This is a genomic window from Micromonospora sp. NPDC049044, from assembly GCF_040649215.1.
Classification (GTDB): domain Bacteria; phylum Actinomycetota; class Actinomycetes; order Mycobacteriales; family Micromonosporaceae; genus Micromonospora.
Genome location: NZ_JBEZFA010000009.1, coordinates 175,178 through 198,673 on the forward strand (window position 1 = coordinate 175,178; position 23,496 = coordinate 198,673).

25 protein-coding genes are annotated in these 23,496 nt (G+C 72.0%); 6 read left to right on the top strand and 19 right to left on the bottom strand.

The genetic code is table 11. The features are described from left to right. Positions 1-522: 522 nt before the first annotated feature. The 6 genes from AB0B85_RS10190 to AB0B85_RS10215 form a co-directional block, all read right to left on the bottom strand. Complete coding sequence (locus AB0B85_RS10190; RefSeq protein WP_357405615.1) at positions 523-1,860, bottom strand: glutamate mutase L; 1,338 nt, start codon at positions 1,858-1,860, stop codon at positions 523-525. Positions 1,861-1,960: 100 nt separating this feature from the next. After that, on the bottom strand, positions 1,961-2,368 hold the full coding sequence (locus AB0B85_RS10195; RefSeq protein WP_357405618.1) for a hotdog domain-containing protein: 408 nt from the start codon (positions 2,366-2,368) through the stop codon (positions 1,961-1,963). Next, positions 2,365-3,126 carry an OAM dimerization domain-containing protein gene (locus AB0B85_RS10200; protein WP_357405620.1) on the bottom strand — a complete coding sequence of 254 codons (762 nt, stop codon included), beginning with the start codon at positions 3,124-3,126 and terminating at the stop codon, positions 2,365-2,367. The genes AB0B85_RS10195 and AB0B85_RS10200 overlap by 4 nt, the downstream gene beginning before the upstream one ends. Beyond that, positions 3,123-4,682 carry a lysine 5,6-aminomutase subunit alpha gene (locus AB0B85_RS10205; protein WP_357405622.1) on the bottom strand — a complete coding sequence of 520 codons (1,560 nt, stop codon included), beginning with the start codon at positions 4,680-4,682 and terminating at the stop codon, positions 3,123-3,125. The genes AB0B85_RS10200 and AB0B85_RS10205 overlap by 4 nt, the downstream gene beginning before the upstream one ends. Positions 4,683-4,785: 103 nt before the next feature. After that, on the bottom strand, positions 4,786-6,351 hold the full coding sequence (locus tag AB0B85_RS10210) for an amidohydrolase (protein ID WP_357405624.1): 1,566 nt from the start codon (positions 6,349-6,351) through the stop codon (positions 4,786-4,788). Positions 6,352-6,355: 4 nt separating this feature from the next. After that, on the bottom strand, positions 6,356-7,405 hold the full coding sequence (locus AB0B85_RS10215; protein WP_357405684.1) for a zinc-binding alcohol dehydrogenase: 1,050 nt from the start codon (positions 7,403-7,405) through the stop codon (positions 6,356-6,358). 153 nt (positions 7,406-7,558) lie between these two features. Here AB0B85_RS10215 and AB0B85_RS10220 point away from each other — a divergent pair, with 153 nt between their 5' ends. Continuing rightward, positions 7,559-8,950, top strand: coding sequence for a lysine 2,3-aminomutase (locus AB0B85_RS10220; RefSeq protein WP_357405626.1), 1,392 nt, complete (start codon positions 7,559-7,561; stop codon positions 8,948-8,950). A 54-nt stretch (positions 8,951-9,004) separates the two neighbouring features. On the opposite strand, the gene AB0B85_RS10225 is transcribed toward AB0B85_RS10220, so the two are convergent. Beyond that, a complete protein-coding gene (locus AB0B85_RS10225; RefSeq protein ID WP_357405628.1) occupies positions 9,005-10,069 on the bottom strand; it encodes a hypothetical protein in 1,065 nt (354 codons plus the stop codon). After that, positions 10,069-10,632, bottom strand: a complete 564-nt coding sequence (locus AB0B85_RS10230; protein WP_357405630.1) for an RNA polymerase sigma factor — start codon at positions 10,630-10,632, stop codon at positions 10,069-10,071. Before AB0B85_RS10230 ends, AB0B85_RS10225 begins: the two co-directional genes overlap by 1 nt. A 113-nt stretch (positions 10,633-10,745) precedes the next feature. On the opposite strand from AB0B85_RS10230, the gene AB0B85_RS10235 reads away from it, so the two are divergent. Then, positions 10,746-11,915 carry a low temperature requirement protein A gene (locus AB0B85_RS10235; protein ID WP_357405632.1) on the top strand — a complete coding sequence of 390 codons (1,170 nt, stop codon included), beginning with the start codon at positions 10,746-10,748 and terminating at the stop codon, positions 11,913-11,915. A gap of 41 nt (positions 11,916-11,956) precedes the next feature. Here AB0B85_RS10235 and AB0B85_RS10240 read toward each other — a convergent pair whose 3' ends face one another. The 3 genes from AB0B85_RS10240 to AB0B85_RS10250 form a co-directional block, all read right to left on the bottom strand. Then, on the bottom strand, positions 11,957-12,637 hold the full coding sequence (locus AB0B85_RS10240) for a polysaccharide deacetylase family protein (RefSeq protein ID WP_357405634.1): 681 nt from the start codon (positions 12,635-12,637) through the stop codon (positions 11,957-11,959). Positions 12,638-13,077: 440 nt separating this feature from the next. Continuing rightward, the gene (locus AB0B85_RS10245; RefSeq protein WP_357405636.1) at positions 13,078-13,419 is read right to left on the bottom strand and encodes a YnfA family protein; all 342 of its coding nucleotides are present in this window, start codon (positions 13,417-13,419) and stop codon (positions 13,078-13,080) included. A 74-nt stretch (positions 13,420-13,493) separates the two neighbouring features. Then, on the bottom strand, positions 13,494-13,688 hold the full coding sequence (locus AB0B85_RS10250; RefSeq protein WP_357405638.1) for a CsbD family protein: 195 nt from the start codon (positions 13,686-13,688) through the stop codon (positions 13,494-13,496). Positions 13,689-13,844: 156 nt separating this feature from the next. Here AB0B85_RS10250 and AB0B85_RS10255 point away from each other — a divergent pair, with 156 nt between their 5' ends. After that, positions 13,845-14,456: a histidine phosphatase family protein gene (locus AB0B85_RS10255; RefSeq protein ID WP_357405640.1), complete on the top strand. Its 612-nt coding sequence runs from the start codon at positions 13,845-13,847 to the stop codon at positions 14,454-14,456. On the opposite strand, the gene AB0B85_RS10260 is transcribed toward AB0B85_RS10255, so the two are convergent. The 3 genes from AB0B85_RS10260 to AB0B85_RS10270 all read right to left on the bottom strand — a co-directional run bounded on the left by AB0B85_RS10260 (position 14,386) and on the right by AB0B85_RS10270 (position 17,250). Then, positions 14,386-14,892, bottom strand: coding sequence for an Lrp/AsnC family transcriptional regulator (locus tag AB0B85_RS10260; RefSeq protein WP_357101411.1), 507 nt, complete (start codon positions 14,890-14,892; stop codon positions 14,386-14,388). The two genes, AB0B85_RS10255 and AB0B85_RS10260, sit on opposite strands and share 71 nt — an antisense overlap. Before the next feature lie 109 nt (positions 14,893-15,001). Next, the gene (locus AB0B85_RS10265; protein WP_357405643.1) at positions 15,002-16,144 is read right to left on the bottom strand and encodes an acyl-CoA dehydrogenase family protein; all 1,143 of its coding nucleotides are present in this window, start codon (positions 16,142-16,144) and stop codon (positions 15,002-15,004) included. Then, positions 16,141-17,250, bottom strand: a complete 1,110-nt coding sequence (locus AB0B85_RS10270; RefSeq protein WP_357405645.1) for a Xaa-Pro peptidase family protein — start codon at positions 17,248-17,250, stop codon at positions 16,141-16,143. Before AB0B85_RS10270 ends, AB0B85_RS10265 begins: the two co-directional genes overlap by 4 nt. A 200-nt stretch (positions 17,251-17,450) precedes the next feature. Between AB0B85_RS10270 and AB0B85_RS10275 the strand changes: the two genes are divergently transcribed. Further along, positions 17,451-18,818: a glycosyl hydrolase family 18 protein gene (locus AB0B85_RS10275; protein WP_357405648.1), complete on the top strand. Its 1,368-nt coding sequence runs from the start codon at positions 17,451-17,453 to the stop codon at positions 18,816-18,818. Positions 18,819-18,946: 128 nt separating this feature from the next. Here AB0B85_RS10275 and AB0B85_RS10280 read toward each other — a convergent pair whose 3' ends face one another. The 4 genes from AB0B85_RS10280 to AB0B85_RS10295 are packed head-to-tail and all read right to left on the bottom strand — an operon-like array spanning position 18,947 to position 21,244. Then, positions 18,947-19,597 carry a hypothetical protein gene (locus AB0B85_RS10280; protein WP_357405650.1) on the bottom strand — a complete coding sequence of 217 codons (651 nt, stop codon included), beginning with the start codon at positions 19,595-19,597 and terminating at the stop codon, positions 18,947-18,949. Between the two features lie 14 nt (positions 19,598-19,611). Then, complete coding sequence (locus AB0B85_RS10285; protein WP_357405652.1) at positions 19,612-20,502, bottom strand: WXG100 family type VII secretion target; 891 nt, start codon at positions 20,500-20,502, stop codon at positions 19,612-19,614. After that, positions 20,499-20,825 carry a type VII secretion target gene (locus tag AB0B85_RS10290; RefSeq protein ID WP_357405654.1) on the bottom strand — a complete coding sequence of 109 codons (327 nt, stop codon included), beginning with the start codon at positions 20,823-20,825 and terminating at the stop codon, positions 20,499-20,501. Before AB0B85_RS10290 ends, AB0B85_RS10285 begins: the two co-directional genes overlap by 4 nt. After that, positions 20,822-21,244, bottom strand: coding sequence for a hypothetical protein (locus AB0B85_RS10295; protein ID WP_357405656.1), 423 nt, complete (start codon positions 21,242-21,244; stop codon positions 20,822-20,824). Before AB0B85_RS10295 ends, AB0B85_RS10290 begins: the two co-directional genes overlap by 4 nt. 182 nt (positions 21,245-21,426) lie before the next feature. Here AB0B85_RS10295 and AB0B85_RS10300 point away from each other — a divergent pair, with 182 nt between their 5' ends. Both AB0B85_RS10300 and AB0B85_RS10305 read left to right on the top strand, forming a co-directional pair. Continuing rightward, entirely contained in the window at positions 21,427-21,654 is a 228-nt protein-coding gene (locus AB0B85_RS10300) for a hypothetical protein (RefSeq protein ID WP_357405658.1), read from the top strand. A 58-nt stretch (positions 21,655-21,712) separates the two neighbouring features. After that, positions 21,713-22,639: a 5'-3' exonuclease gene (locus tag AB0B85_RS10305; protein ID WP_357405659.1), complete on the top strand. Its 927-nt coding sequence runs from the start codon at positions 21,713-21,715 to the stop codon at positions 22,637-22,639. Positions 22,640-22,758: 119 nt separating this feature from the next. Here AB0B85_RS10305 and AB0B85_RS10310 read toward each other — a convergent pair whose 3' ends face one another. Then, positions 22,759-23,475, bottom strand: a complete 717-nt coding sequence (locus AB0B85_RS10310) for an isocitrate lyase/phosphoenolpyruvate mutase family protein (RefSeq protein WP_357405660.1) — start codon at positions 23,473-23,475, stop codon at positions 22,759-22,761. Between the last annotated feature and the right edge of the window lie 21 nt (positions 23,476-23,496).

A 23,496-nucleotide genomic window follows, 5' to 3' on the forward strand; every position in this document is an offset into this window, starting at 1 on the left:
CCGGCCGCCACCCGCGCCCCGGCCCAGCTCCGCGATCTTGCCGTTTCTGCTGCGACACAAGGGGCGTTCCCGCCCAACTCGACCACAAAACTGCAAGATCGGCGAGTCGGTGGGGTGGGGGTCGACGTGAAAGTGAAATCGGGGCGCGGCTCGCGCCGCGCCCCGATGCTCCCAGGCCCTTCCCGGCCGGTGTGGCGAGGATGGGGCACGACGACCTTCGGACCGACCGGACGTGGACTGGCTGCCCCCGCCGGGCCGTTGTCTACTGGCCGTGCACCTCACCCTGCCCGTACACCGGTAACCGCGGCCGGTTCGCGCCGCCCCGCCGACCCCCGCCCGCTGGACCTGGCCGCCGCGACGATGACGCTGAAAAATGTCGCTCGGCCAGCGGACGAGAGGACGAAGCGAACAACAGCCGCTTCCCGTGGTAGGACTCAAAGACGGTACGTGCCGACCCCCGTCGGTTGTCAACCCACCCGGGCCTGTCGTGTGTTGCGCCACGGCGTGTCGGGTCGGCGAGTCTCAATGCGTGCGCAGATGGTGGCGCAGCAACGCCCCCGCCGCCGCCCGGTGCTCCTCGGCGAGCAACCCCCCGGCGGCGAGCACGTAGTCGGCGTCGACGACCGCGGCGGCGGCGCGGGGCAACGCCCACCCGCCGGCGTGGTCGGCCAGAACCGCCGCCAACACCTGCCCGGACGTGTCCGCCGGCGCGTGCCGCAGCACCCCACCGGAACCCACGAGCAGCCGCACGTCACGCAGGTCCCGCCCGGCCCGTTCCCCGGTGGCAGCGCCGCGGGCGTGCCGGCGCAACGCCACAGTCGCCGCGAGGGTGGCGATGCGGGCGTCCACGGCCCGCTCGGCGTCGTCGACCGCCAGGAACGCCGGGTCGGCGGCCCGCCGCGCCGCGGCGGCACCCAGCCCGGCGGCCTCGTCCGCGGTGAGCAGCCGCTCCTCGACAGCGGCCCGCAGCACCCCCGGGGCGCTCCACCGCATGCCCAGGTCACCCTCGACAGTGCGCGCCCGCCACAGGTTCCCGGCCACCTCCCGCGCCGGGCCGGTGGCCCGCTCATCGGGGGTGAGCACCGAGTACACGTCGGTGGTGGCACCCCCCACGTCGACAACGGCCAGGTCACCACCGAGGGTGCCGGCGAGCACCTCCACCCCGGTGAGCACCACGTCGGGGGTGGCCGCCCGGACCAGCCGCGCGAACCGGGTGCCCTTCGACAGCCGCTTACCACCGATGACGTGACGCAGGAACACCGCGCGGATCGCCGCCCGCGCCGCCGCCGGGGCCAGCACCCCGATGCGCGGCAGGACGTTCTGCGCGTCCGTCACCGGCACCCCGGCGGCCGCCAACAACCCGGTCAGCTCCGCGCGCACGTCACCGTTGCCGGCGTACACCACCGGCACCCGCCACCGGGCCCGGGCCAGCCGCGTCGCGTTGTGGGTGATCGTGTCGGCGTCACCGCCGTCGGTGCCACCGACGAGCAGGACCACGTCGGGTCGGGCCGCCCGCAACGCCGTCAGGTCCGCAGCGCCCAGCCGGCCGGCCGCCACGTGCACCACGTGCGCGCCGGCGGACAACCCGACCCGCCGCCCGGCCTGCGCGGTGACCAACGGCTCGTAGCCGATCACCGCCAGCCGCAGCCCACCGCCGGCCGACGAACACACGTACCACGGCAGGTCACGCACCCCCAGCCCGGCCGTGGCCGCCGCGACCGCGGCGTCCAGGCCGTGCAACACGTCGGTGCCTACAGTGGTCGGCGCGGCGGCCGCGCCGACAAGCACCCCGCCGGTCAGGTCCACCACCGCCGCCTTGGTGTACGTGGACCCGACGTCCGCGCACACCGCCAGCGTCACAGGCCCTCCTGTTCGCGACTGCGGGGCTCGCAACCCCGGCTCACTCCTCGCGACTCACGGTGCCTCAGGTGTTCGCGACTGCGGGGCTCGCAACCCCGGCTCACTCCTCGCGACTCACGCTGGCGGCGGGGACGACGACGGTGCCGGTCGCGGTGACCGCCACGATCGGCGGGTCCAGGACCTCCGCGGCGGACTCGGAGCGGTCCGGGCGGCCCCGGCACACCACCACGCAGGACAGCTCCAGGGTGCGGCTGCGGGCGCCGACCCGCGACACCTGCGCGGTCACCTCGATCACGTCACCGGCGTGGATGGGGGCGCTGAACCGCACGTCGGAGTATCCGGCGAACAGGCCCTCGTCACCGTCGGTACGGATGCACACCTCGGTCGCCACGTCCCCGAACAGCCCCAGGGCGTACGCCCCGTCGACGAGGTTGCCCGCGTAGTGGGCGTGCGAGTACGGCACATACCGCCGGTGCGTCACCGTCAACCCGAGCCGTTCGTCGCTCATGCCATCGCCTTCCGCTGTGTGATCAGGGCGTGCACGAGGTAGCTGGCCACCTCGCCGGGCGTGGTACCCCGACCGAAGATCCGGTCCACGCCCAACTCGTCGGTCATCGTCTCGTCGAAGCGGGGGCCGCCGACGATGAGCAGCGGCCGCTTACCGGCCGGCATGGCCTCCCGGAACGCGGCGGACATCTCCCGGGTGTTGTGCAGGTGCGCGTCGCGTTGCGTGACGACCTGCGACACGAGCACCGCGTCGGCCTTCTCCGCCCGGGCCGTCTCCACCAACTCAGGCACGCTCACCTGCGCCCCCATGTTGGTGACCTTCAACTCCCGGTAGTACTCCAGGCCCTTCTCCCCCGCGATGCCCTTGACGTTGAGGATCGCGTCGATGCCCACCGTGTGCGCGTCGGTGCCGATGCACGCACCGACCACCGACACCTTGCGCCGCAACCGCTGCTTGATCACCGCGTTGACGTCCTTCGCCGACAGCAACGCGAAGTCGCGCTCCACCACCTGCACCGCGTTCAGGTCGACCAGGTGGTTGACCCGCCCGTACACCACGAAGAACGTGAACCCGTCACCCATCGGCTTGGCGTGCACCACCATCGCCGGGTCCATGCCCATCTTGTTGGCCAACTGCACCGCCGCGCCCTCGGCCCGCTTGTCGTGCGACACCGGCAGCGTGAACGACACCTGCACCATCCCGTCACCGGTGGTGTCCCCGTACGGCCGCACGATCTGCTTGCTGCTCTGCGCGCTCACGCCGCGGCCTCCAGGATGTCGGTGGCCGGGTTGCAGTAGTCCGCCTCGTGTGCGGCAACCCCGGCCAGTCCCTTACCTCGGTCGGCGGGCCGCTTCATGATCCCGAACGTGCCCTCCGCGATGGCCGTGAGCAGCGTCTGTTCCCCGATGCGCGCCAACAGGTCCAGTGCCTCACCGAGGACCTGGTTGGCGCGGCGGCGGATGAACCCGTCCGGCGCCGGCACGAAGTCCTCGTGCAGCCCACCGGCGGCGCCCAGCACGTACCGCACGTTCTGCAACGCGATGTCCCGGTCGGACAACCACGGCGTCACCACCGCCTCGGTCATCATCCCCACCAGCAGGATGCCCTGACCGGTCAGCGCACCCGCCAGGTTGAAGAACCCGTCGAGCAGGTTGCCCCGGAACACGTCACCGGTCATGTGCTTGGTCGGCGGCATCCACTTCAGCGGCGCGTCGGGGAACAACTCCCGGGCCAACAGCGCGTGCGCCAACTCCAACCGGAACGACTCCGGCACCGCCGGGTTGATCTCGAACGCGTGCCCCAGGCCCAACTGCCAGTCCGCCAACCCCGCCTCGTGCGCGAAGAACTCGTTGAGCAACTGCGACACCGTCACCGTGTGCGCCTCGTCGACAGCGTCCGCGGTGGTCAGGTAGTTGTCCTCACCGGTGTTGATGATGATCCCGGCGCGGGCGTGCACCTGCCGGGAGAACCGCTGGTCGACGAACGTGCGCACCGGGTTGATGTCGCGGAACAGGATCCCGTACATCGAGTCGTTGAGCATCATGTCGAGCCGCTCCAGGCCGGCCAGGGTCGCCATCTCCGGCATGCACAACCCGGACGCGTAGTTGGTCAACCGCACGTAGCGGCCCACCTCCTTCGACGACTCGTCGAGCGCCGCGCGCATCAACCGGAAGTTCTCCTGCGTGGCGTACGTGCCGGCGAAACCCTCCCGGGTCGCGCCCTCGGGCACGTAGTCAAGCAACGACTGCCCGGTGGACCGGATCACCGCGATCACGTCCGCGCCCGCCCGCGCCGCCGCCTGCGCCTGCGGAATGTCCTCGTAGATGTCCCCCGTCGCCACGATCAGATAGATCCACGGCCGCTGCTTCGGGTCCCCGTGCCGCTTGATCAGCCGGTCCCGCTCAGCGCGCCGACGGTCGATGCGCCGAATCCCCGCGCCGACCGCCTTGCGCGCCGCCGACCGGGCCGCCGTCGCGGCCCGACCGGTGGGCTGGGTGAACCGCACCGACCCGGCCGCCGCCTTCTGCGCCAGCAACGTCACGTCGCTGACGCCCTCCCGGGCCAGGGCGTCGAAAACCGGCACCGCCACCCCGTGCCCCAGACCGACGTCAGCGGCCACGGCGTCGACAAGGCGGTTCACCCACGGAATACCGTCCGGGTCCGCACCGGTCACCCCGGCCAGCCGCAACACCGCCCGCTCCACCGACACCGTCGTGTGACTGCGCGCCAGGTCCACCACGGGCTGCCCGGCCCGGCGCGCCAACTCCCGTGCCCGCGCCACCAGCACCGGATCAAGATCAAGCTTGCCGGTCACGTCGCCGCCCCCGCCACACCACTCGTGCGCACATTCCGGCCACCGCTTCGCGTCGGCGTGAACGCCCCGCCACGGTGCCTGCCGGTTCGCTCGCTCTGCTCGCTCACGACGACCCTTCCTCGTAGATGACCTCACCGCGCAGCACCAGGCGCCGGCACGCCGGCAACGGCGTCGGGTCGTCCGGACCCCGCAGCTCCGGATCCTCGGCCAGCAGCACCGGCAGACCCCGATCCACCCCCGCCGGCGTCGACCACACCGCGAACGTCGCCGGCGCACCCAACGCCAGGACCCCCTCGACATCCAGGTGCACCGCCCGCCACCCACCACGGGTGTGCGCGGCGAACGCCGCCCGCACACTCATCCGCTGCGCCGGATTGTGATGCGCCACCGCCGCCCGCACCGACCCCCACGGGTCCAGCGGCGTCACCGGCGAATCCGACCCGAACGCCAACGCCACACCCACCGAGTGCATCGCACCCATCGGGTTCGACTCCAACGACCGGTCCAACCCCAACCGCGACTCGTACATCCGGCCCGCGCCACCCCACAACCTGTCGAACGCCGGCTGCATGCTCGCCACCACCCCGTACTCCACGAACCGCGCGATCAACCGCCTGTTCATGATCTCGGCGTGCTCGATGCGGTGCCGGGCCGCCCGCAACCGCTCCACACCCACTGTTGCGGCCGCCGCCGCGAACCCGTCCAGGACGGTGCCGATCGCCGCGTCACCGATCGCGTGGAACCCGCCCTGCATCCCGTGCGCCGCGCAGTCCAACAGGTGATCACGCACCTGCTCGGCCGTCAGATACCCGTGCCCACACCCGTCACCGTCGCCGTACGCCTGCGACAGGTGCGCCGTCCGCGACCCCAACGCCCCGTCGGCGAACAGGTCACCACCGGCACCCACCGCACCCAACTCCCGGGCCCGCGCCGCACCACCCAACTCACCCCAGTACCCGTACACCTCCGGCACACCCGCACCCGAGATGCCCAACAGGCCGGTGAAGTCCTCCTCGTCGGAGATCTCCGGCCCACCACACTCGTGCACCGCCGCGATCCCCAACGACGCCGCGTGCGACAGAGCCACCCGCTGCGCGGCGACCCGCTGCGCCCGACTCACCGACCCCTGCGCCGCCGCCCGCACCACGTGATGCGCGTCGCGCCGCAACCACCCCGACGCGTCGTACCCGGCCGCGTCGGCCGCCTGCGGGCACGCCGCCAACAACGCCGACGACACCAACGCCGAATGGATCGACGCCTGCGACAGGTACACCCGCCGCCCACCGGCAGCCCGATCCAACGCCGCCGCGTCCGGCAACGACGAATCCGACCAACCCGACTCGTCCCAACCGTGCCCCAGCACCACAGCGTCCGCCGGCAGACCCGCCGCGAACCCGGCCACCGCGTCCAACAACTGCGCCGCCGAGCGCACAGCGGACAACTCCAGCCCGGACAACGCCAACCCCGTGTCGGTGGCGTGCACGTGCGCGTCCACGAACGCCGGCGTCACCAACGCCCCGTCCAGATCCACCACCCGGTCCGCCGACGGCGCGTCACCGTCGGTCCCCAACCAGGTGATCCGCCCACCGGACACCAGCAGCGCGGTAGCGCTCGGATCGGCGGGACAATGCAGCACACCGCCGCGGTACAACGTCGAGGGGTTCGTCATGGCCTCAGTCTGCCGCGATCCGCGCCGCGAACAGCTGACGCACCCCCGGCTCGGCCCGCAGCAGGCCCAGCGCCAACTCCGCGTGCCCCGGCACATACCCGTTGCCCACCAGCATCGTCACGTCCGCGGCCAACCCCTCCGCGCCCAACGCCGCCGCGGCGAAGCTCGTCGCCATCGAGAAAAAGATCACCGTCCCGCCGTCCGCGGTGGCCAACACCGACCCGTGCTCACACCCCGGCACGTCCACGCAGACCACCGTGACGTCCGCCGGGGCACCCAGCGCCGTGGTCACCGCCGTGGACAACCCGACCGGGTCCCGCGCGTCGGCCAACGCCACCACCGACGCCAGGCCGGCCGCCGTCAGCGCGTCCCGCTCCGCCACCACCGGCACCACCCCGACGGTACGCGCGGCACCGGCCCGCCGCGCCGCGGCGAGCGACAACGACCCGCTCTTGCCCGCCCCGCCGATCACCGCGACCCGCACCGGCGTCGGGTCACCGGCCCGACCGCGTTCCTCGACATAACGCGACACCACCCGGGCGGTCAGCGCGGGCGCCCCACACACGTCCAGCACCGCCAGAGACAACTGGGGGTCCTCGTCGTCGGGCAGCACGGCGGCGATGGAACGCGCGAACAGGATCGCCCACCCGTCACACGGCACCTGCTCGCTGCGCCCGTCCCACCGCGCCAACCCGTCGGTGATCACCAGCGGCGTCAACGTCAACGACACAAGCGTGGCGACCCGCTCACCGGCCTTGAGCCCCAGCGGGGACCGCCGACCGGCCTCCTCGACAGTGCCGATCAACATCCCACCGGAGCCGGTCACCGGGTTCTGCATCTTGCCCCGCGTGGAAATGATCTCCAGCACCTCGGCGCGCACGGCATCTCCGTTCCCGCCGTGCTTCTCCGACAACTGCCGGAAACTCGCCGCGTCCAGGTTCAGCCGCTGCACCCGGATCCGCACCTCGTTCGGCGCGATCGCCGCCGACGTGTCCAGCCGCCAGGCCGCCTGCGGCAGCACCCCCGCCGGTTGCACGACGCGGTGCAGTCCCACCGGTGACGTCACGCCGACCTCCCCCTGTCCAGCCGCCCGAAGCCCCGGTCAAGGCTCGCGTAACGGGAAAACTTACGGCAGACTAGTTTCTGTACCGAATATTTTCCAGTAGCCTTCGGGCCTCGAAGATCAGCCGCAGCACGAGGAGGGGCCGTGACCCAGACCATCCCGCACCCCCGTCACGCCCCGGTCGCCACACCGACCGCCGGGCAGCCCTACGAATACCACCGCCGCCCCCTGGTCGAACCCGACTGGACCCGCTTCCCCGGCTGGCGCCACATCACCCGCGACCAGTGGGAATCCGCCCAGTGGCAACGCGTCAACTGCGTCAAGAACACCAAGCAGCTCCGCGCCGTCTTCGGCGACCTGATCGACGAGAGCTTCTACACCGACCTCGAGGCCGACCAGAAGGCCATGGCCACCATGTCCATGCTGGTGCCACCCCAAATGATCAACACGATGGTGCCGTTCGCGACCCCCACCACCGAGGCGCTGCTCGCCGACCCCATCCGCCGCTACATGATCCCGGTCGCCTCCGACCGACGCACCGACTGGCCCTCACACCCCTACGCCAGCCGCGACAGCCTCCACGAACACGACATGTGGGTCGCCGAAGGGCTCACCCACCGCTACCCCACCAAGGTCCTCGCCGAACTGCTCTCCACCTGCCCGCAATACTGCGGCCACTGCACCCGCATGGACCTCGTCGGCAACTCCACCCCCGCCGTCGACAAACTCAAACTCACCCTCAAGCCCGTCGACCGCTACGACGCCCACATCGCCTACCTCAAGGCCCACCCCGGCGTCCGCGACGTCGTCGTCTCCGGCGGCGACGTGGCCAACGTCCCCTGGCGCAACCTCGAGTCGTACCTCATGCGCCTGCTGGAACTGGAAACGGTCCGCGACATCCGCCTCGCCACCAAAGCCCTCATGGGCCTGCCCCAGCACTGGCTGCAACCCGACGTCGTCGAGGGCCTGGAGCGCGTCGCCCGCACCGCCGGCCGCCGCGGCGTCAACCTCGCCATCCACACCCACGTCAACCACGCCCAGTCGCTCACCCCACTGGTCGCCAAGGCCGCCCAGACCGCCCTCGACGTCGGCGTCCGCGACGTCCGCAACCAGGGCGTCCTCATGCGCGGCGTCAACGCCACCACCCCCGAACTGCTCGACCTCTGCTTCGCCCTGCAAGGCGAGGCCGGCATCCTGCCGTACTACTTCTACATGTGCGACATGATCCCCAACGCCGAACACTGGCGCGTCCCGGTCTGGCACGCCCAGCAACTCCAGCACGACATCATGGGCTACCTCCCCGGCTACGCCACCCCCCGCATCGTCTGCGACGTCCCCTTCGTCGGCAAGCGCTGGGTGCACATGCTCACCGACTACGACCGCGACCGCGGCATCTCCTACTGGACCAAGAACTACCGCACCTCCATCGAGTCCGCCGACCTGGAGGCGCTCAACAAGCGCTACGCCTACTACGACCCGATCGACACCCTGCCCGCCGACGGCCAACAGTGGTGGGCCGACCACCGCGACGACTGACCCACCGACGACGACACCCCCGGCGAAGGTCGCCCGGGGTGTCGTCGTCTTCCGTCACCGGCAGCTCAAACCCTCGACGTACCCCGCCCGCAACGTCCCGGCCGCCACCTCGTCGGCGTACTCCCAGAACACCTCCGGCCAGTCACCCGCCTTGTCCATCTCCCGCAACACCCGCCACCCGTGACTGCCCCGCAGCGCCTCGACGGCCCGGCGCACCCCGGCCTCATCCCCGACCGCCCGCGCCCGCTGCCACTCCGCGATCCACCCACACCCCACCCGGGACGTCACCCCCACACCGAACTGGTACGAGTCGCTCAACCCGATCTCCTCCAACGCGGCGACATCGAACCCCGGCGGCAGCGGCACATCGGCGAGCACCTTCCCCGCCCGCTCCCGCACCGGCATCACCATCTCCGCCGGAAGCACCGCCAACCACGTCCGCGCATCCACCCGAACGACGTCCGCGAGCACCCGGTCCAGGTCCTTACGCGACCAGCCCTCGGAGGTCTTCATCTCCACGACCAGGTTGTCGCGGGGACGCACCAGCACAGTGAAATCACCGCTGAGGCTCTGGAACGCATCAGCCGGCCAACCGTCCACCCGCACCGACTTCCCCGGCCCCTCATCGCGCTGATTGGCATACCGGTCCGCGTACACGTACGCCGGATACCAGTTCATCTCCAGTTCCCGCCCACCCCGGCGGAACCTGACCACGCCATAGTCCTTGGAGAACTCGGACAGGGCCGTCACCGTCCAACCGGCCTGGTCGATCAGCAACCGCGGGCTCCTCTCCGCCGCCTCCATCACCAACGGCGAAAAGACGGCCCCGGCTCCCGCAGCCGCGCTGGCGAGCGGCGAGACCCCGTCGTCCTCAGCCTGCCCCCGCAACAGCATGGACGCCGGCACGATGCTCAGGAGCACGGCCGCCGCCGTCAGGACACCCGCGAAGCGACGCACCCACACCCGCCGCCGCGGCATCCCGACGGTACGCCGGACCAACGACTCGGACATGATGTCCTCCAGTAGGGCCTGCTTCACCCCGCCGAAGTCCCCCATCACCCCGAGCCCACCCGGATCGGCATCCCGAACCAGCTGGTCGACCCGCTCCCCTGTGGTCATCAGTCCTCCTTGCGGGTGGAAGTGGTCAGCACGTCGAGTACATGTCCGGGCGGCCCCGGGTCGTCACCGACCAACCCCCGCAACCGCGCCCGCGCCCGCGACAACCGGGTCCGCACCGCCGCCGGAGACACCCCCAGCACCGCCGCCACCTCATGCGGCTGCAACCCCTCCCAGACGGTCAGCATCAGCACCTCCCGGTCCACCTCCGGCAGACCCGCCAACGCCGCCCGGACGGCAAGCCGCTCCGGCACCGCACTGCCCGGATCGGGCACCGACGCGGCGATCTGCTGACGCAACCGCTCACCCAGGCGCTGCCGCCGGACACCACCACGGTGATGATTCGCCAGCACCCGCCGGGCCACCCCGTACAACCACAGCCGAGCCTCACCGACGACCGGCATGTCCTGCCGACGACGCCACGCCACCAGGAAGGTCTCCGCGACCACGTCGGCCGCGTCCTCCGGATGCGCGACGCGCCGCAACGCGTACGCCAGCAACGACTCGAAATCCTCGGTGTAGGCCCGCCGGAAGCGGTCCTCGTCCTGCCCTGTCCCGGAGCTCACATCCACTCCATGTCCGGCGGGACCCCAACCGTGACACCCCACGCACGGCACTCCCCCAGGAGAATCACCAACCCGCGAATACCGTGCACCGCCGACAGCTAGCGTCCACGACCATGGGACACCCGAGGCCAGAGCCAGAGAAGGGCACCGCCGACGGGATCACGCTCGACGAGGTTTTCTTCGACGTCGTGTTCGTGCTCACCGTCACTCAACTCGCCGGCACCCTCGAAACCCACCTCGACTGGGCTGGATTCGGAAGCAGCGCCCTGATCTTCGGACTGCTCTGGTACCTCTACACCGGCTACGCCTGGCTCAACAACCATCTCCCACCCCGACAGAGCACCACCAGGCTGCTGCTCTTCGCCGGCATGGCCGGCTTCCTGCTCACCGCCGTAGCCCTACCCGACGCCCTCACCGACACCGGCGTTCTCTTCGCGGTCGGCTATCTCGTCGTCGTCGCCGTACACCTCATCCTGTTCCTGCACTCCGACGCCCGCAGCGGCGCACTCCGACTCGCTCCCTACAACATCGGCGCCGCGCTCCTCGTCCTGGCCGCCGCCGCATTCACCGGCCCCGCCGTGCCCACCCTCTGGGCCACCGCCGTCTTCACCCAGGCCGTCCTTCCCTACCTGCTCCCCCGCCTCTCCTGGACCGGCGCTCCCGCAGCCTTCCACCTGCGCCCGGCGCACTTCGTCGAGCGACACGGCCTGCTCGTCATCGTCGCCCTCGGCGAATCCGTCGTCGCCATCGGCATGGGCGTACCCAGCGAACAGCTCACCGCCGGAAAAGCCGCCGTGATCGTGCTCGCCCTCGCCCTACCCGTCGCCCTCTGGTGGACCTACTTCACCGACATGCGACCCGCCGAAGCGGCCCTCGCCGCCGCCGCACCAGCCATCCGCACCCGGACGGCGGCCAGCGCCTACGTCCTTCCCCACTTCCTGTTGCTGCTCGGGGTCATCGCCACCGTCAGCGGCCTGCACGCCACCGTCGCCCATCCCGACGAGCCGGCCACCCCTGGTGCCGCCCTCGCCCTCAGTGGTGGCGTCGCGCTCTTCCTCATCGGCATCACCGCCACCCGCCGCGCCCTGCGCCTGCCCATCCCCCTCAGCCGACTCACCGCCGCGCTCGCGGCGCTCGCAGCCGTCGCCATCGGCCTCGCCGTAGCCGCACCCGCCCAACTCGGCGCCGTCACCGGCGTCGTGGTGCTGATGCTGGTGACCGACACCCCGCGCGCCTCACGCCGCGTCGGCCACGAGCGCAGCGCACCGGTCCAACCGCGATGAGCGTGACGCCGCTCGGTCTTCCGCCCGAGAACGCGTACCGGTCACCCTCCGCCCAGCACCTCGGACAACGGCGCCGGCGTCAACCCCCGCGCGCGTAGCCCGGCCAGGATGTGCGGCAACGCCTCATCGGTCATCGCGGCGTTCGCCTCGGTCACATGCATGATCACCACCGACCCGGGTCGTGCGTGGTCCACCACCGCCCGCACCAGCGGCTTCCACGCTGTCGCGAACGGATCGCCGCTGACCACGTCCCCGTCCACGACCGTCACGCCGAGCGGAGCCAGCGCGTCCAACGCCGCCGCGTCGTGACAGAGCCCCGGGAAACGGAAGTACCGGGTCTGCCGGCCCCCGTACGGTGCGATCACCTCGAACGTCTTCGCCACGTCGCCGCGCAACTCGGTCACCGGCTTCGAGGGCAGGTCGTAGCAGTCAGCGGTGAACGCCGCGTGCCCGTACGTGTGGTTGGCCAGCTCGAAGCGCGGGTTGCCGGCGATCCGCCGGGTCACGTCCGGATACCGCTGCACCCACTTGCCGGTCAGGAAGAACGTCGCCGGCACCCGCTCCCGCTCCAGCAGGTCGAGAATGCGCAGGTTCGCGTACGACTTCACCCGCCCGGCCCGCAGATTGGCCAACATCCCGTCGGTCATGTCCGCGTCGAACGTCAACGCGACCTTGTCACCGGTCCGCGGCCCGTGGTCGACCACCCGGGCCCGAGACCCCACCCGCGTCGCCCCGGGGGGTGTCTGACCCGTCGGCTTCGGCACCGTAGGACCCGTCGGCGCCGGGCCGGCCGGCTGTGGAGCTGTCGGCCGCACACCGCCGCGCGACGCGGTGGCGCTGGCTGACGGCACGGCCGGAGCGGTGGACGAGCCGACGAAGACCGGTTTGTCCGACGGCGGCACCCGAGATGCCGCGCACGCGCCGCTGCCGACAAGGGCAAGAGCAACAAGTACGCCACCCAGCGGGCGCACCCACGATCGGATCACGACGCGATCATCGCAGACGTGAAGGACGCTCACTGCCCCCCGGGACCCGGGCCACCGCCCTTGATCGACTCGGGTTCCCGAATACCGTGCCGTCCGAGTTACCCGGACACCCCGACATCAACGAAACCGAGTCGATCAGCCGCCGGGCAGCCGCCCAGGTCAGCCGGGCGGGTGGGTCAGGCGTTGCCGGCGCGGGGCGCGTACATGATGACCACGACGCCGAGCAGGCAGAGCACCGCACCTGTCACGTCCCACCGGTCCGGACGGAAACCGTCGACCACCATCGCCCAACCCAACGAACCCGCCACGAACACCCCGCCGTACGCGGCCAGGATCCGGCCGAAGTGCGCGTCCGGCTGGAACGTGGCAACGAATCCGTAACACCCCAACGCCAGCACGCCGGCAGCGATCCACAGCAGCCCGCGCTGTTCCCGCCAGCCCTGCCAAACCAGCCAGGCACCGCCGATCTCAGCCGCCGCAGCCAGCGCAAACAACACCAGGGAACGAAGCACGATCACCCGGCGACCTTAGCCGCAGCACATCACTGGTCCCCGGGCGCACCGCCGCCCAGGGACCAGTGGACCCACTCAGGTCACTTGGTGAACGAATCCTTCATGTTCCGACCGGCGTCCTTCACGTTCTGACCGGCCTGCTTGGCGCGCGCGTCGCTCTCCTGGCTGGCGCCCTCGCCACGCATCCGCTCGTTGTCGGTCATGTCGCCGACACGCTCACGCGCGGCACCGGCCAGCTGCTCGACCTTGTTCTTGGCCTTCTCGGTGAAGCTCATCGCGCCTCCTCGGTCTGGCGGTTGTCCTGGCTCGCTTGCCCGGTCTCCCGGTGCCGAAACCGGTGGTGTCGGCTGGCACACCCGCTAAGACATCCTAGGAAGATAGGTTGAGGGAGCGTCGCCTGGTGCGGACGATCCCGATGGTTAACTGGCCCTATGGGAGAGCTCCTGCTGATCCGGCACGGCGAGACCACCTGGAGCGCCAGCCTCCGGCACACCTCGTACACCGACCTCGAGCTGACCCCCGACGGCGAGCGACAGGCCCGCACCCTCGCCGCGTTCCTCGCCGGCCGGCGATTCGCGACGGTGCTGGCCAGCCCCCGCTCCCGGGCGCTGCGCACCGCGCAGCTCGCCGGCCTCACCGTCGACGCCGTCGACGAGGACCTCAGCGAGTGGAACTACGGCGAGTACGAGGGCCGGACCACGGTCGACATCCACGCCGACCACCCGCACTGGAACATCTGGACCGACGGCTGCCCCGGCGGGGAGTCACCCGCACAGGTCGGCGAACGGCTCGACCGGGTGCTGGCACGGGTCACCCCACTGCTCGACCGGGGCACCGTCGCGCTGGTGGGCCACGCGCACAGCCTGCGCGTGCTCGGTGCGCGCTGGATCGGCCTACCGCCGTCCGCCGGCGGACGACTGCGGCTGGACACCGCCACCGTCAGCGCGCTCGGTCACGAGCACGGCCGGCAGGTCATCCTGCGGTGGAACCAGCCGGCTCCTCCGGCGCCCGGGACCGCGACCGACTCGGTGCCGCGGCACTGATCTTCGGAGGCCGGTTCTCGTACGGGGTGGACAGCACGACCGTCGTCCGGGTTGTCACGTTCGCCGAGGTACGGATCTCCTGCAACACCCGCTCCAGGTCGGTGGGGCTGGCCACCCGCACCAACAACATGTAGAAGTCCTCCCCCGCCACCGAGTAGCAGGAGTCGATCTCCGGCAGGTGCGCCAGCCGCTCCGGCGCGTCGTCCGGCTGCGACGGATCGAACGGGCGGATCGCCACGAACGCGGTGAGTGGCAGGTCCAGCGCCTCGAACGACACCCGGGCGGCGTACCCCTTGATCACACCGCGTTGCTCCAGCCGGCGCACCCGCTGGTGCACCGCGGACACCGACAACCCCACCTTCTCGGCCAGGTCGGTGTACGACAGTCGGCCGTCGGCGGTCAGCGCGGCGACGATAGCGCGGTCGATCTCCTCCACGGCGTGCAACCTACCGGGAAAACCGCCAGACGGCGACGAGGTACCCGAAGGGGGGGGGGGGGGGGGGGGGCCCCCCCCCCCCCCCCCCCGGCACCACCGCTCGGCCTGCTCAGCCCTTCGCCAGCGCCCGGGAGATCACCATTCGCTGGATCTGGTTGGTGCCCTCCACGATCTGCAACACCTTGGCCTCGCGCATGTACCGCTCCACCGGATGATCGGCCACGTAGCCGGCCCCGCCGAGCACCTGCACCGCGTCGGTGGTCACCCGCATCGCCACGTCGGTGGCGAAGAGCTTCGCCTTGGCCGCCTCGATCGCGTACGGGCGGCCGGCGTCGCGCAGCCGGGCCGCGGCGAGGGTCAACGCGCGGGCGGCGGAGATCTGGGTGGCCGCGTCCGCGAGGATGAAGCCGAGCCCCTGGAAGTCGATGATGGACCGGCCGAACTGCTGCCGCTCCCGGGCGTAGGAGACCGCGTAGTCCAGGGCCGCCTGGGCCAGCCCGACCGCGCAGGCCGCGATGCCCAGGCGACCGGAGTCCAGTGCCGACATGGCGATACCGAAGCCGGCGCCCTCGGCACCGATCAGCCGGTCCACCGGCACCCGCGCCTCGTCGAAGGCGATCTGCGCCACCGGCGAGGCACGCAGCCCCATCGTCCGCTCGGCCGCCTGCGGGTTGATGCCGACAGTGCCCGCATCGGCGAGCAGGCAGGAGATCCCCTTCGGTCCGGGCCCTCCGGTGCGGCAGAAGATGTTGTAGAAGTCGGCGGTCCCCGCGTGGGTGATCCACGCCTTGGTGCCGGACACCGAGTACGCGTCCCCGTCCCGTACCGCCCGGGTGCTCAGCGCCGCCGCGTCCGAGCCACCCTGCGGCTCGGAGAGGCAGTACGCGCCGAGCAGTTCGCCGCCGATCATGTCCGGCAGCAGCTTGCGCTGATCGTCGCTGCCGAACGCGAACACCGGGTAACAGGACAGGGTGTGCACGCTCACCGCCTCGGCGACCGCGAGCCAGCGGCTGGCCAGGATCTCCAGCACCTGTAGGTACACCTCGTACGGCTGGGCCGCGCCGCCGTACTCCTCGGGGTAGGGCAGGCCCAGCAGGCCGGCGCGACCGAGGGTACGCAGCACCTCGCGGGGGAACTCGGCGCGCTCCTCGAAGACGGCGGCCTTCGGCGCGAGCTCACGGTCGGCGAGCTCGGTGGCGAGATCCAGCAGGTCGTGGGCCTCGTCGGTGGGGAGGATCCGGTCGACAGTCATAGCGCGATGAGCTCCGTGGGGGTGGTGTTGAGCCGTTGCACGCCGTCTGTGGTGCAGACGACGATGTCCTCGATACGGGCGCCGTGCCGGCCCGCCAGGTAGACGCCCGGCTCGATGGAGAACGCCATCCCGGCCTCCAGCGGGCGGTCGTTGCCGGCCACCAGGTAGGGCTCCTCGTGACCGTCGAGGCCGATGCCGTGGCCGGTGCGGTGCAGGAACGCCGCGCCGTAGCCGGCGGCGGCGATCAGATCGCGGGCTGCGGCGTCGGCCGCCGCCCCGGTGACCCCGGGCCGCACCGCGGCTACCGCGGCGCGCTGGGCGTCGTGCAGCACCGCGTAGTAGTCCAGGAAGTCCGCCGGCGCCGGCCCACCCACCACATAGGTGCGGGTGCAGTCCGAGCGGTATCCCGAGGGCATCGTGCCGCCGATGTCGACCACCACGGGCTCACCGACGCCGATCGGCCGGTCCGAGGTCAAGTGGTGCGGGCTGGCGCCGTTCGGTCCGGCCGCCACGATGACGAAGTCGACCCGGACGTGTCCGGCGGCCCGGATCGCCGCGGCGACGTCGGTGCCGACCTCGGCCTCGGTGCGCCCCGGTCGCAGCCACTGCCCCATCCGCAGGTGCACCTCGTCGATCGCCGCGCCGGCCTCGGCGAGCGCCGCCACCTCCGCCGGGGATTTGCGTACCCGCAGCTCGCCCAACACCTTGCCGGCGAGGCGTTGCGCGGCGCCGGGCAGGGCGGCGCGCAACGCGAGGACCTGCTCGGCCCACATCCGGTCGGCCAGCCCCACCGCCGCCGGCGGGCCGTCGAGGGCGGCGACGACGAGGGGGTACGGGTCGGTGCCGTCGGCGTGGTCGACGATGCGGACGCCGGTGGACGGTGCCGCCTCCGCCGCCGGGCGTTCCAACCTGGGCACGATCAGGGTCGGCTCGCCCTCGGCGGGCAGCACCAGGCAGGTCAGCCGTTCCCCCGCGTGAGCGTCGTATCCGGTCAGGTACCGCAGGTCGGAACCGGGGGTGAGCAGCAGGGCATCCAGCCCGGCAGCGGCGGTGGCGCGCTGCGCGGCGATCAGCCGATCCGGCGGGTACAGCTCGTCGAGTCCCACACCATCAGCTTAACGGTCGTTTGGGTAAACCCCCATATTGGTGCCGGTGCCTGGTAAATCCACAGATGTTGATTGACGCGGACAGTTAACACTCTTTAAGATTTGGCTGCCTCGAGGCCCACCCGTTCCTGCGTCCCGCACCGCCCGCCCGCGACAACCCGCGTGGGCGGGTGTCGTCCCCCGCCACGGGAAGGCCCCCGATGTCCTCACCCCTGCGCCGCGCCCTCGCCGCCGGCCTCCTCGCGCTGGCCACCGCCGGCGCCACCCTCACCGTCACCGCCACCGCCGCACAGGCCGTGGTGCTGCCGAACAACTTCAAGAGTGTCGGCTACCTGCCCTCCTGGGCCGGCGACATCAACACCATCCAGTACAACAAACTCACCCACATCAACTACGCCTTCGTCCTGCCGAACAGCAACGGCAGCCTCCAGGGCGTGGATGGCGGCCGGCTCTCCTCGCTGGTCTCGCGGGCACACGCCAGCAACGTGAAGGTCTCCATCGCGGTCGGCGGCTGGAACGACGGCAACGACTCGGCCTTCGAGGCACTCGCCGGCAACTCCACCAGCCGCACCAGCTTCGTCAACAACCTGGTCAACCTCGTCAACCAGTACAACCTCGACGGCGTCGACATGGACTGGGAATATCCCGACCCGGGCGCCTCGGCCAACAACTACACGGCGCTGATGACGCAGCTCGGCAGCGCCATGCACAGTCGCGGCAAGCTGCTCACCGCCGCCGTGGTCTCCGAGGGCTACTCCGTCGACGGCATCCAGCCGGCCGTGTTCAACCAGGTCGACTGGCTCAACATCATGGCGTACGACGGCGGCAGCCCGCACGCCAACTACGACTGGTCGATCAACAGCATCAACCTGTGGAAGGCGCGCGGCCTGCCGGCCAGCAAGGCGGTACTCGGCATCCCGTTCTACAGCCGGCCGGTCTACTACAACTACTCGTACCTCGTCGGCCTGGACCCGGCCAACGCCAACCGGGACTGCGCCACCATCGGCGGGTCGCAGCAGTGCTGGAACGGCATCCCGACGGTCAAGCGCAAGACGCAGTGGGCGTTGGCCAACGCCGGCGGCGTGATGAACTGGGAGCTGAGCCAGGACACCAGCGGCTCCACCTCACTGCTCAGCGCCATGTACGACACCATCATGGGCGGCACCACCCCGCCGCCGACCGGGCGGACCGGCCGGATCACCGGCATCGGCGGCAAGTGCGTCGACGTGGCGGCGGCCAGCACCGCCAACGGCGCGGCCATCCAGCTCTACGGCTGCAACGGCACCGCCGCGCAGACCTGGACGGTCGCCGGTGACAGCACGCTGCGCGCCCTCGGCAAGTGCGCCGACATCGCCAGCGGGTCCACCGCCAACGGCGCGAAGGTCCAGCTCTGGGAGTGCAACGGCAGCGGCGCGCAGGTGTGGCAGGCGCAGTCCAACGGCACGTTGCGCAACCCGCAGTCGAACAAGTGCCTGGACGCCACGGACAACAGCTCCGCCGACGGCACCCGGCTGCAGATCTGGGACTGCTTCGCCGGGGCCAACCAGCGCTGGACGCTGCCCGCCTGAGCGAACGGCCCGCGCGGTCCCCGGTCGACGTCCAGCGTCAGCCGGGGACCTGCGCGTGCTGGCGGGCCACTGTGCTCACCGTCCTGCACGCCTCCGCGCCGGGCGGCGGTGACGGCACCCCCTGGGGATCACCTGGCGCGCGAGGACGCCATCCGCAGCGCGGTCTCGGCGTCCGGCGGACCGAGCACGATCCAGGAACCGTCGGCGAAGAGCAGGGCGAGACGCCCGATGGTGCCACCGGGCAGCGCGTCGAGGCGAACCAACGACTCCACGCCCACCTGCCAGGCCACCTCAAGTGGCACGTCGCGGCCCGCCGCGCCCGGCCCGTCCCAGGCCGCCCGCACCTGCCGGGCCGCCGCCGACAGGCGGTCGCGGAGGCCACCGCCGGCGGGCGGCGGCGCGCTGGCCGGTCGGGTGCTCTGTCGGCGGAGCACCAGCACCCGCCGATCCGTCAGGGCCAGCACCTGGGCGATCCTGGGCTCGGGGAGCAGCTCGTCCAGCCCGACCCCGACCGAACCCGGCGGACCGCCGAGCACCCCGTTGCGGGCCGCCTGGTACCACTGGACCCCCGGCCCGGTGGAGGCGGTCACCCCGGCGGCGTCCCAGGCCAGCCCCTCGGCCACCCGCAGCGGGTTCAACTCGGCACGCAGCACCTCGCCCGCCGTACGGCGGCCCGGGACGCGGGTGAACCAGCACGCCTCCCGCAGGGCCTCACCCGGGGCCAACACGGCCGCCACCTGACCGAGCAGCTCCGCCCGGCGTGCTGCCTGCTCGTCCATCGACCCTCCCCGTGTCACGGCACCCGGTCGGCTGCCGGGTCCGTCCAGGAGCTCACCGTACGCCGCCAGCGGCTGCCGTCACCGTCGTCACCGCGGCGCTGATCCTCGTACTCGTCCGCCGAGGAGTTGATGACCATGTCACCGACCGACTCCAACCCCTCGCCGACGATCGACCCGTCCAACGGAGTGGCGAGCTTGATGCCCACCTTGAGCCAGTGCTTCGGGCCGTACAGCTTGTTGATGGTCCAGGCGGCGATCTTCCCGACGGTGCCCATCGCCTTGAGGGCCTCCATCATGGCCTTGTACGCCTCCAGTGCCCGGTGCAGCTGCGCCATGATCCGGGTGGCCCGGCTGACCGCGACACCGGTCTCGGCCGCCGAGGCGACAGCGGCGGCCGCCTCGGACGCACCGGCGGTGATGATCGCCAGTGCCTGGGCGGCCAGCCAGGTGATCACCAGCCACTCGACCAGCTCCCGGATGATGGTCCGGATGATCTCCTCGCAGTCGCGCAGGTCCATGGCGGTGTCGCCGAGGCTGTCAGCGGTCCGGGCCATCTCCCCGGCCGCCGTCTCCAGCCCCTGCACCAGCGCGGTGATCCGCCGGGCGTACGCGTCGGCGGCCTGACCGGTCCACTCCGGACGCAGCGCCTCCAGGCCCTGCCGCTCCTGCTCGGCGACCTGCCGCAGCTGGGTGGCGGCGGTGCGCCACGCACCCGCGTGCGCGTCGAGCTGGTCGGGATCGCCGACGCACAGCTCCAGTAGCTGCAGCAGCGGCCAGACGAACGGATAGAGCAGCGTGTCCAGTCCGGTGTTGAGCGCCTCGGAAGCGGGGCTGGTGACCTGGTTCCAGGTGTCCCGGGCCTGCTGGTAGCCCTTGGCGACGTCGACGGCGTCCGGCTGGGTCACGATCCCTCCTGGTACTGGCTGGCCAGGTGGTCGGCGTTGCCCGAGTCGGTGTGCTCGTACGCCTCGGCGTTGCCGCGCAACCCGTCGGCCAGGTCGTGCAGGTGCTCGACGAGCGCCTGCAGGGAGGTCACCTCGTCGGCCACCCAGCCGCGGTAACCCGCATCGAGGCCGGCCATCTGCCCGATCACACCGAAGAGGTTGCCCTGGGCGGTGGCCGACTCGACCGCACGGGCGGTCGACTCGGCCGCCCCGGCTGCGGCCTCCTGACCAGTGGCCGCCGCGCGCAGCGCCGCCGGCTGGACGGTGAAACCCTCGCCGCTCACCGGGGCCGGCCGAACTGCTCGTCGGCGGAGTCGAGCCGCTCCTCGGCCTCCCGGAACCGGCCCTGGTCGAGCGCCCGGTCGACCATCGACCGCACGTCGACCGCGCCGCCGGTGGCCGGGCCGACCAGCTCCTGGACCGCCTCGGCCTGCCGCCGCCCGGCCTCGGCCGCGGCCTTCCGCTGGGTCGCCACGATGCGCTCGGCCAACTCCTCCGGCCCCAACCGCAACGCGGTGGCGCTCAGCGTGAGCCGGACCGGCATCCCTCCGGGTGCCACCACCGCGACGACGCCCTCCGGGGAACGCGCCTCGCCGTACAGCCGCTCGGGCTCGTCGCCGAGCTCGGCCAGCCCCGCGAACCGCTCACGGGTATCCGCCACCAGGCGACCGAACCAGGCCCTGGTCTCGTCGCTCACACTCACCGTCGCCCCCCGTCCGAGTCGTACGAGCGACGAGCGTACCGATGCCGGCCCAACCTGGCTGCCCCGGCGCGACGGGGCAGCCAGGTCGACCACCGGCACAGTGGTTTTCCGGTTCGAACGGTGGGCGGGGCCATAGCCTGGATCCGGGGATGCCGCGCGGGCGTCCCGGCCGGGAGGATCGGGTGGGGACGACAGAGCAGGACCGGGCGGCGGTCCGCCGGCGGCGGCAACTGTGGGCGGGGGTGCTCGCCCTGGTCGGCCTGGTCCTGCTGGTCGTCGGCGTCACCGTGGCCGACGGCGTAGCGGCCTGGGTCGAGGTGCTTGTCGCGATCGTGCTGCTGGTGACCAGCTACGTCGTGCAACACCTGGCCCGGCGGGCGACCGTCTACCAGCACGACGAGCCGCGCTGACCCCACCGACGGCCGGGCGTACCCCGGATCGTCGCAGGCCTGTGCCAGGCTGTCCGGCGTGGCACAACGACCCCCGATCCTGCTGATCGACGCAGCCAGCCTCTACTTCCGGGCCTACTTCGGCATCCCGGAGTCCGCCGCCCGCACCGCGGACGGCACCCCGGTCAACGCGGTGCGCGGCTTCCTCGACATGCTCGCCACCCTGATCCGCGGGCGCGGCGCCGACCGGATGGTCTGCGCACTCGACTACGACTGGCGGCCGGCGTGGCGGGTCGACCTGTTGCCGTCGTACAAGGCGCACCGGGTCGCCCCGCAGGGCGGCGAGATCGTCCCGGACACCCTCTCCCCGCAGGTGCCGATGATCCTGGAGGTGCTTGCCGCGGTGGGCATCACCGCGGTCGGCGCGACCGGCTACGAGGCCGACGACGTGCTCGGCACCCTCTCGGTCACCCAGCCGGGCCCGGTCGAGGTGGTCTCCGGCGACCGGGACCTGTTCCAGCTCATCGACGACTCCCGGCCGGTCCGGCTGCTCTACGTGGGGCGCGGCGTCGCCAAGCTCGACGACTGCGACGACGCCGCGGTGCGGGCCCGCTACGGGGTGCCGGCCGACCGGTATGCCGACTTCGCCGCGCTACGCGGCGACCCCAGCGACGGGCTGCCCGGCGTGGCGGGCGTCGGCGAGAAGACCGCCGCCCGGCTCATCGAACGCTACGGCGACATCGCCGGCATCCTGGCCGCGCTCGACGACTCCGACTCGTCCTTCGCACCAGGCCTGCGCGCCAAGTTGGCCGCCGCCCGCGACTACCTGGCCGTCGCGCCCACGGTGGTCCGTGTCGCACTCGACGTGCCGCTGCCCGAGCTGCCCACCGCGCTCCCCACCGCGCCTGCCGATCCGGACCTGCTGGTCGAGCTGGCCGGCCGATGGAACCTGGCCGGCTCCACCCGCCGCCTGGTGGACGCCCTCGCCGCCCGCGCCGACGCCTGACCGCCGCGCCGACCCGCCCCGCCGACGCCTGAGGGCCGAGGCCGCCCCGCCGCCCCGCCGCGCCGACGCCTGACGGCCAGCGCGGCTGGGTTCGGCCGGCGGTGGCGCGCCGGTCGGCCTCAGGCGCGCAGCCTCGTCGCGAGGTCGCCGATCGCCCCCATCGCGTAGCGCTGCAGGCCCGGGCCGAAGGTGATGCGGGTCGCGCCCAGCCGACCCAGCTCGGCCACGGATTCGCGGTCCGCGCCGGCGGCCATGTTGAGCGGCCCCGCGATGCCCGCACGCAGCACCGGCAGCACCTCCAGCGGCGCCAGGATCGGGTAGACGCAGTCCGCTCCGGCCGCCACGTACCGGCGGGCGCGGTCCACCGCGTCGGCCGGGTCACCCGTCCCGACCAGGAACGTGTCGACGCGCGCGTTGATGACGAGCGCGTCCCCCGCCTCCGCCCGCACCTCGGCCAGCCAGTCCGCGTGCCGCTGCGGGTCCTTGAGGGTGGCGTGCCCCTCCGAGTCCTCCAGGTTGCAGCCGACGACGCCGGCCTCCAGCAGCCGCGCGACCAACTCGGCGGGGGCGAGACCGTAACCGCCCTCGACGTCGGCGGACACCGGAACGGAGACGGCCCGGACGATCCGTGCCACTGCCGCGAACATCTCGTCCGGCGGCGTCGCGCCATCTTCGTAACCGAGCGACGCGGCGATCCCGGCACTCGGGGTCGCGAGCGCCGGGAAACCGGCGTCGGCGAACACCCGGGCGCTGGCCGCGTCCCAGGGCCCGGGTAGGACGAGTGGGTCGCCCGCGGCGCGGTCGTGGTGCAGGGCGCGGAACGCGGTGGCTGTCATCGTTGGGGTCTCCCGACGGTA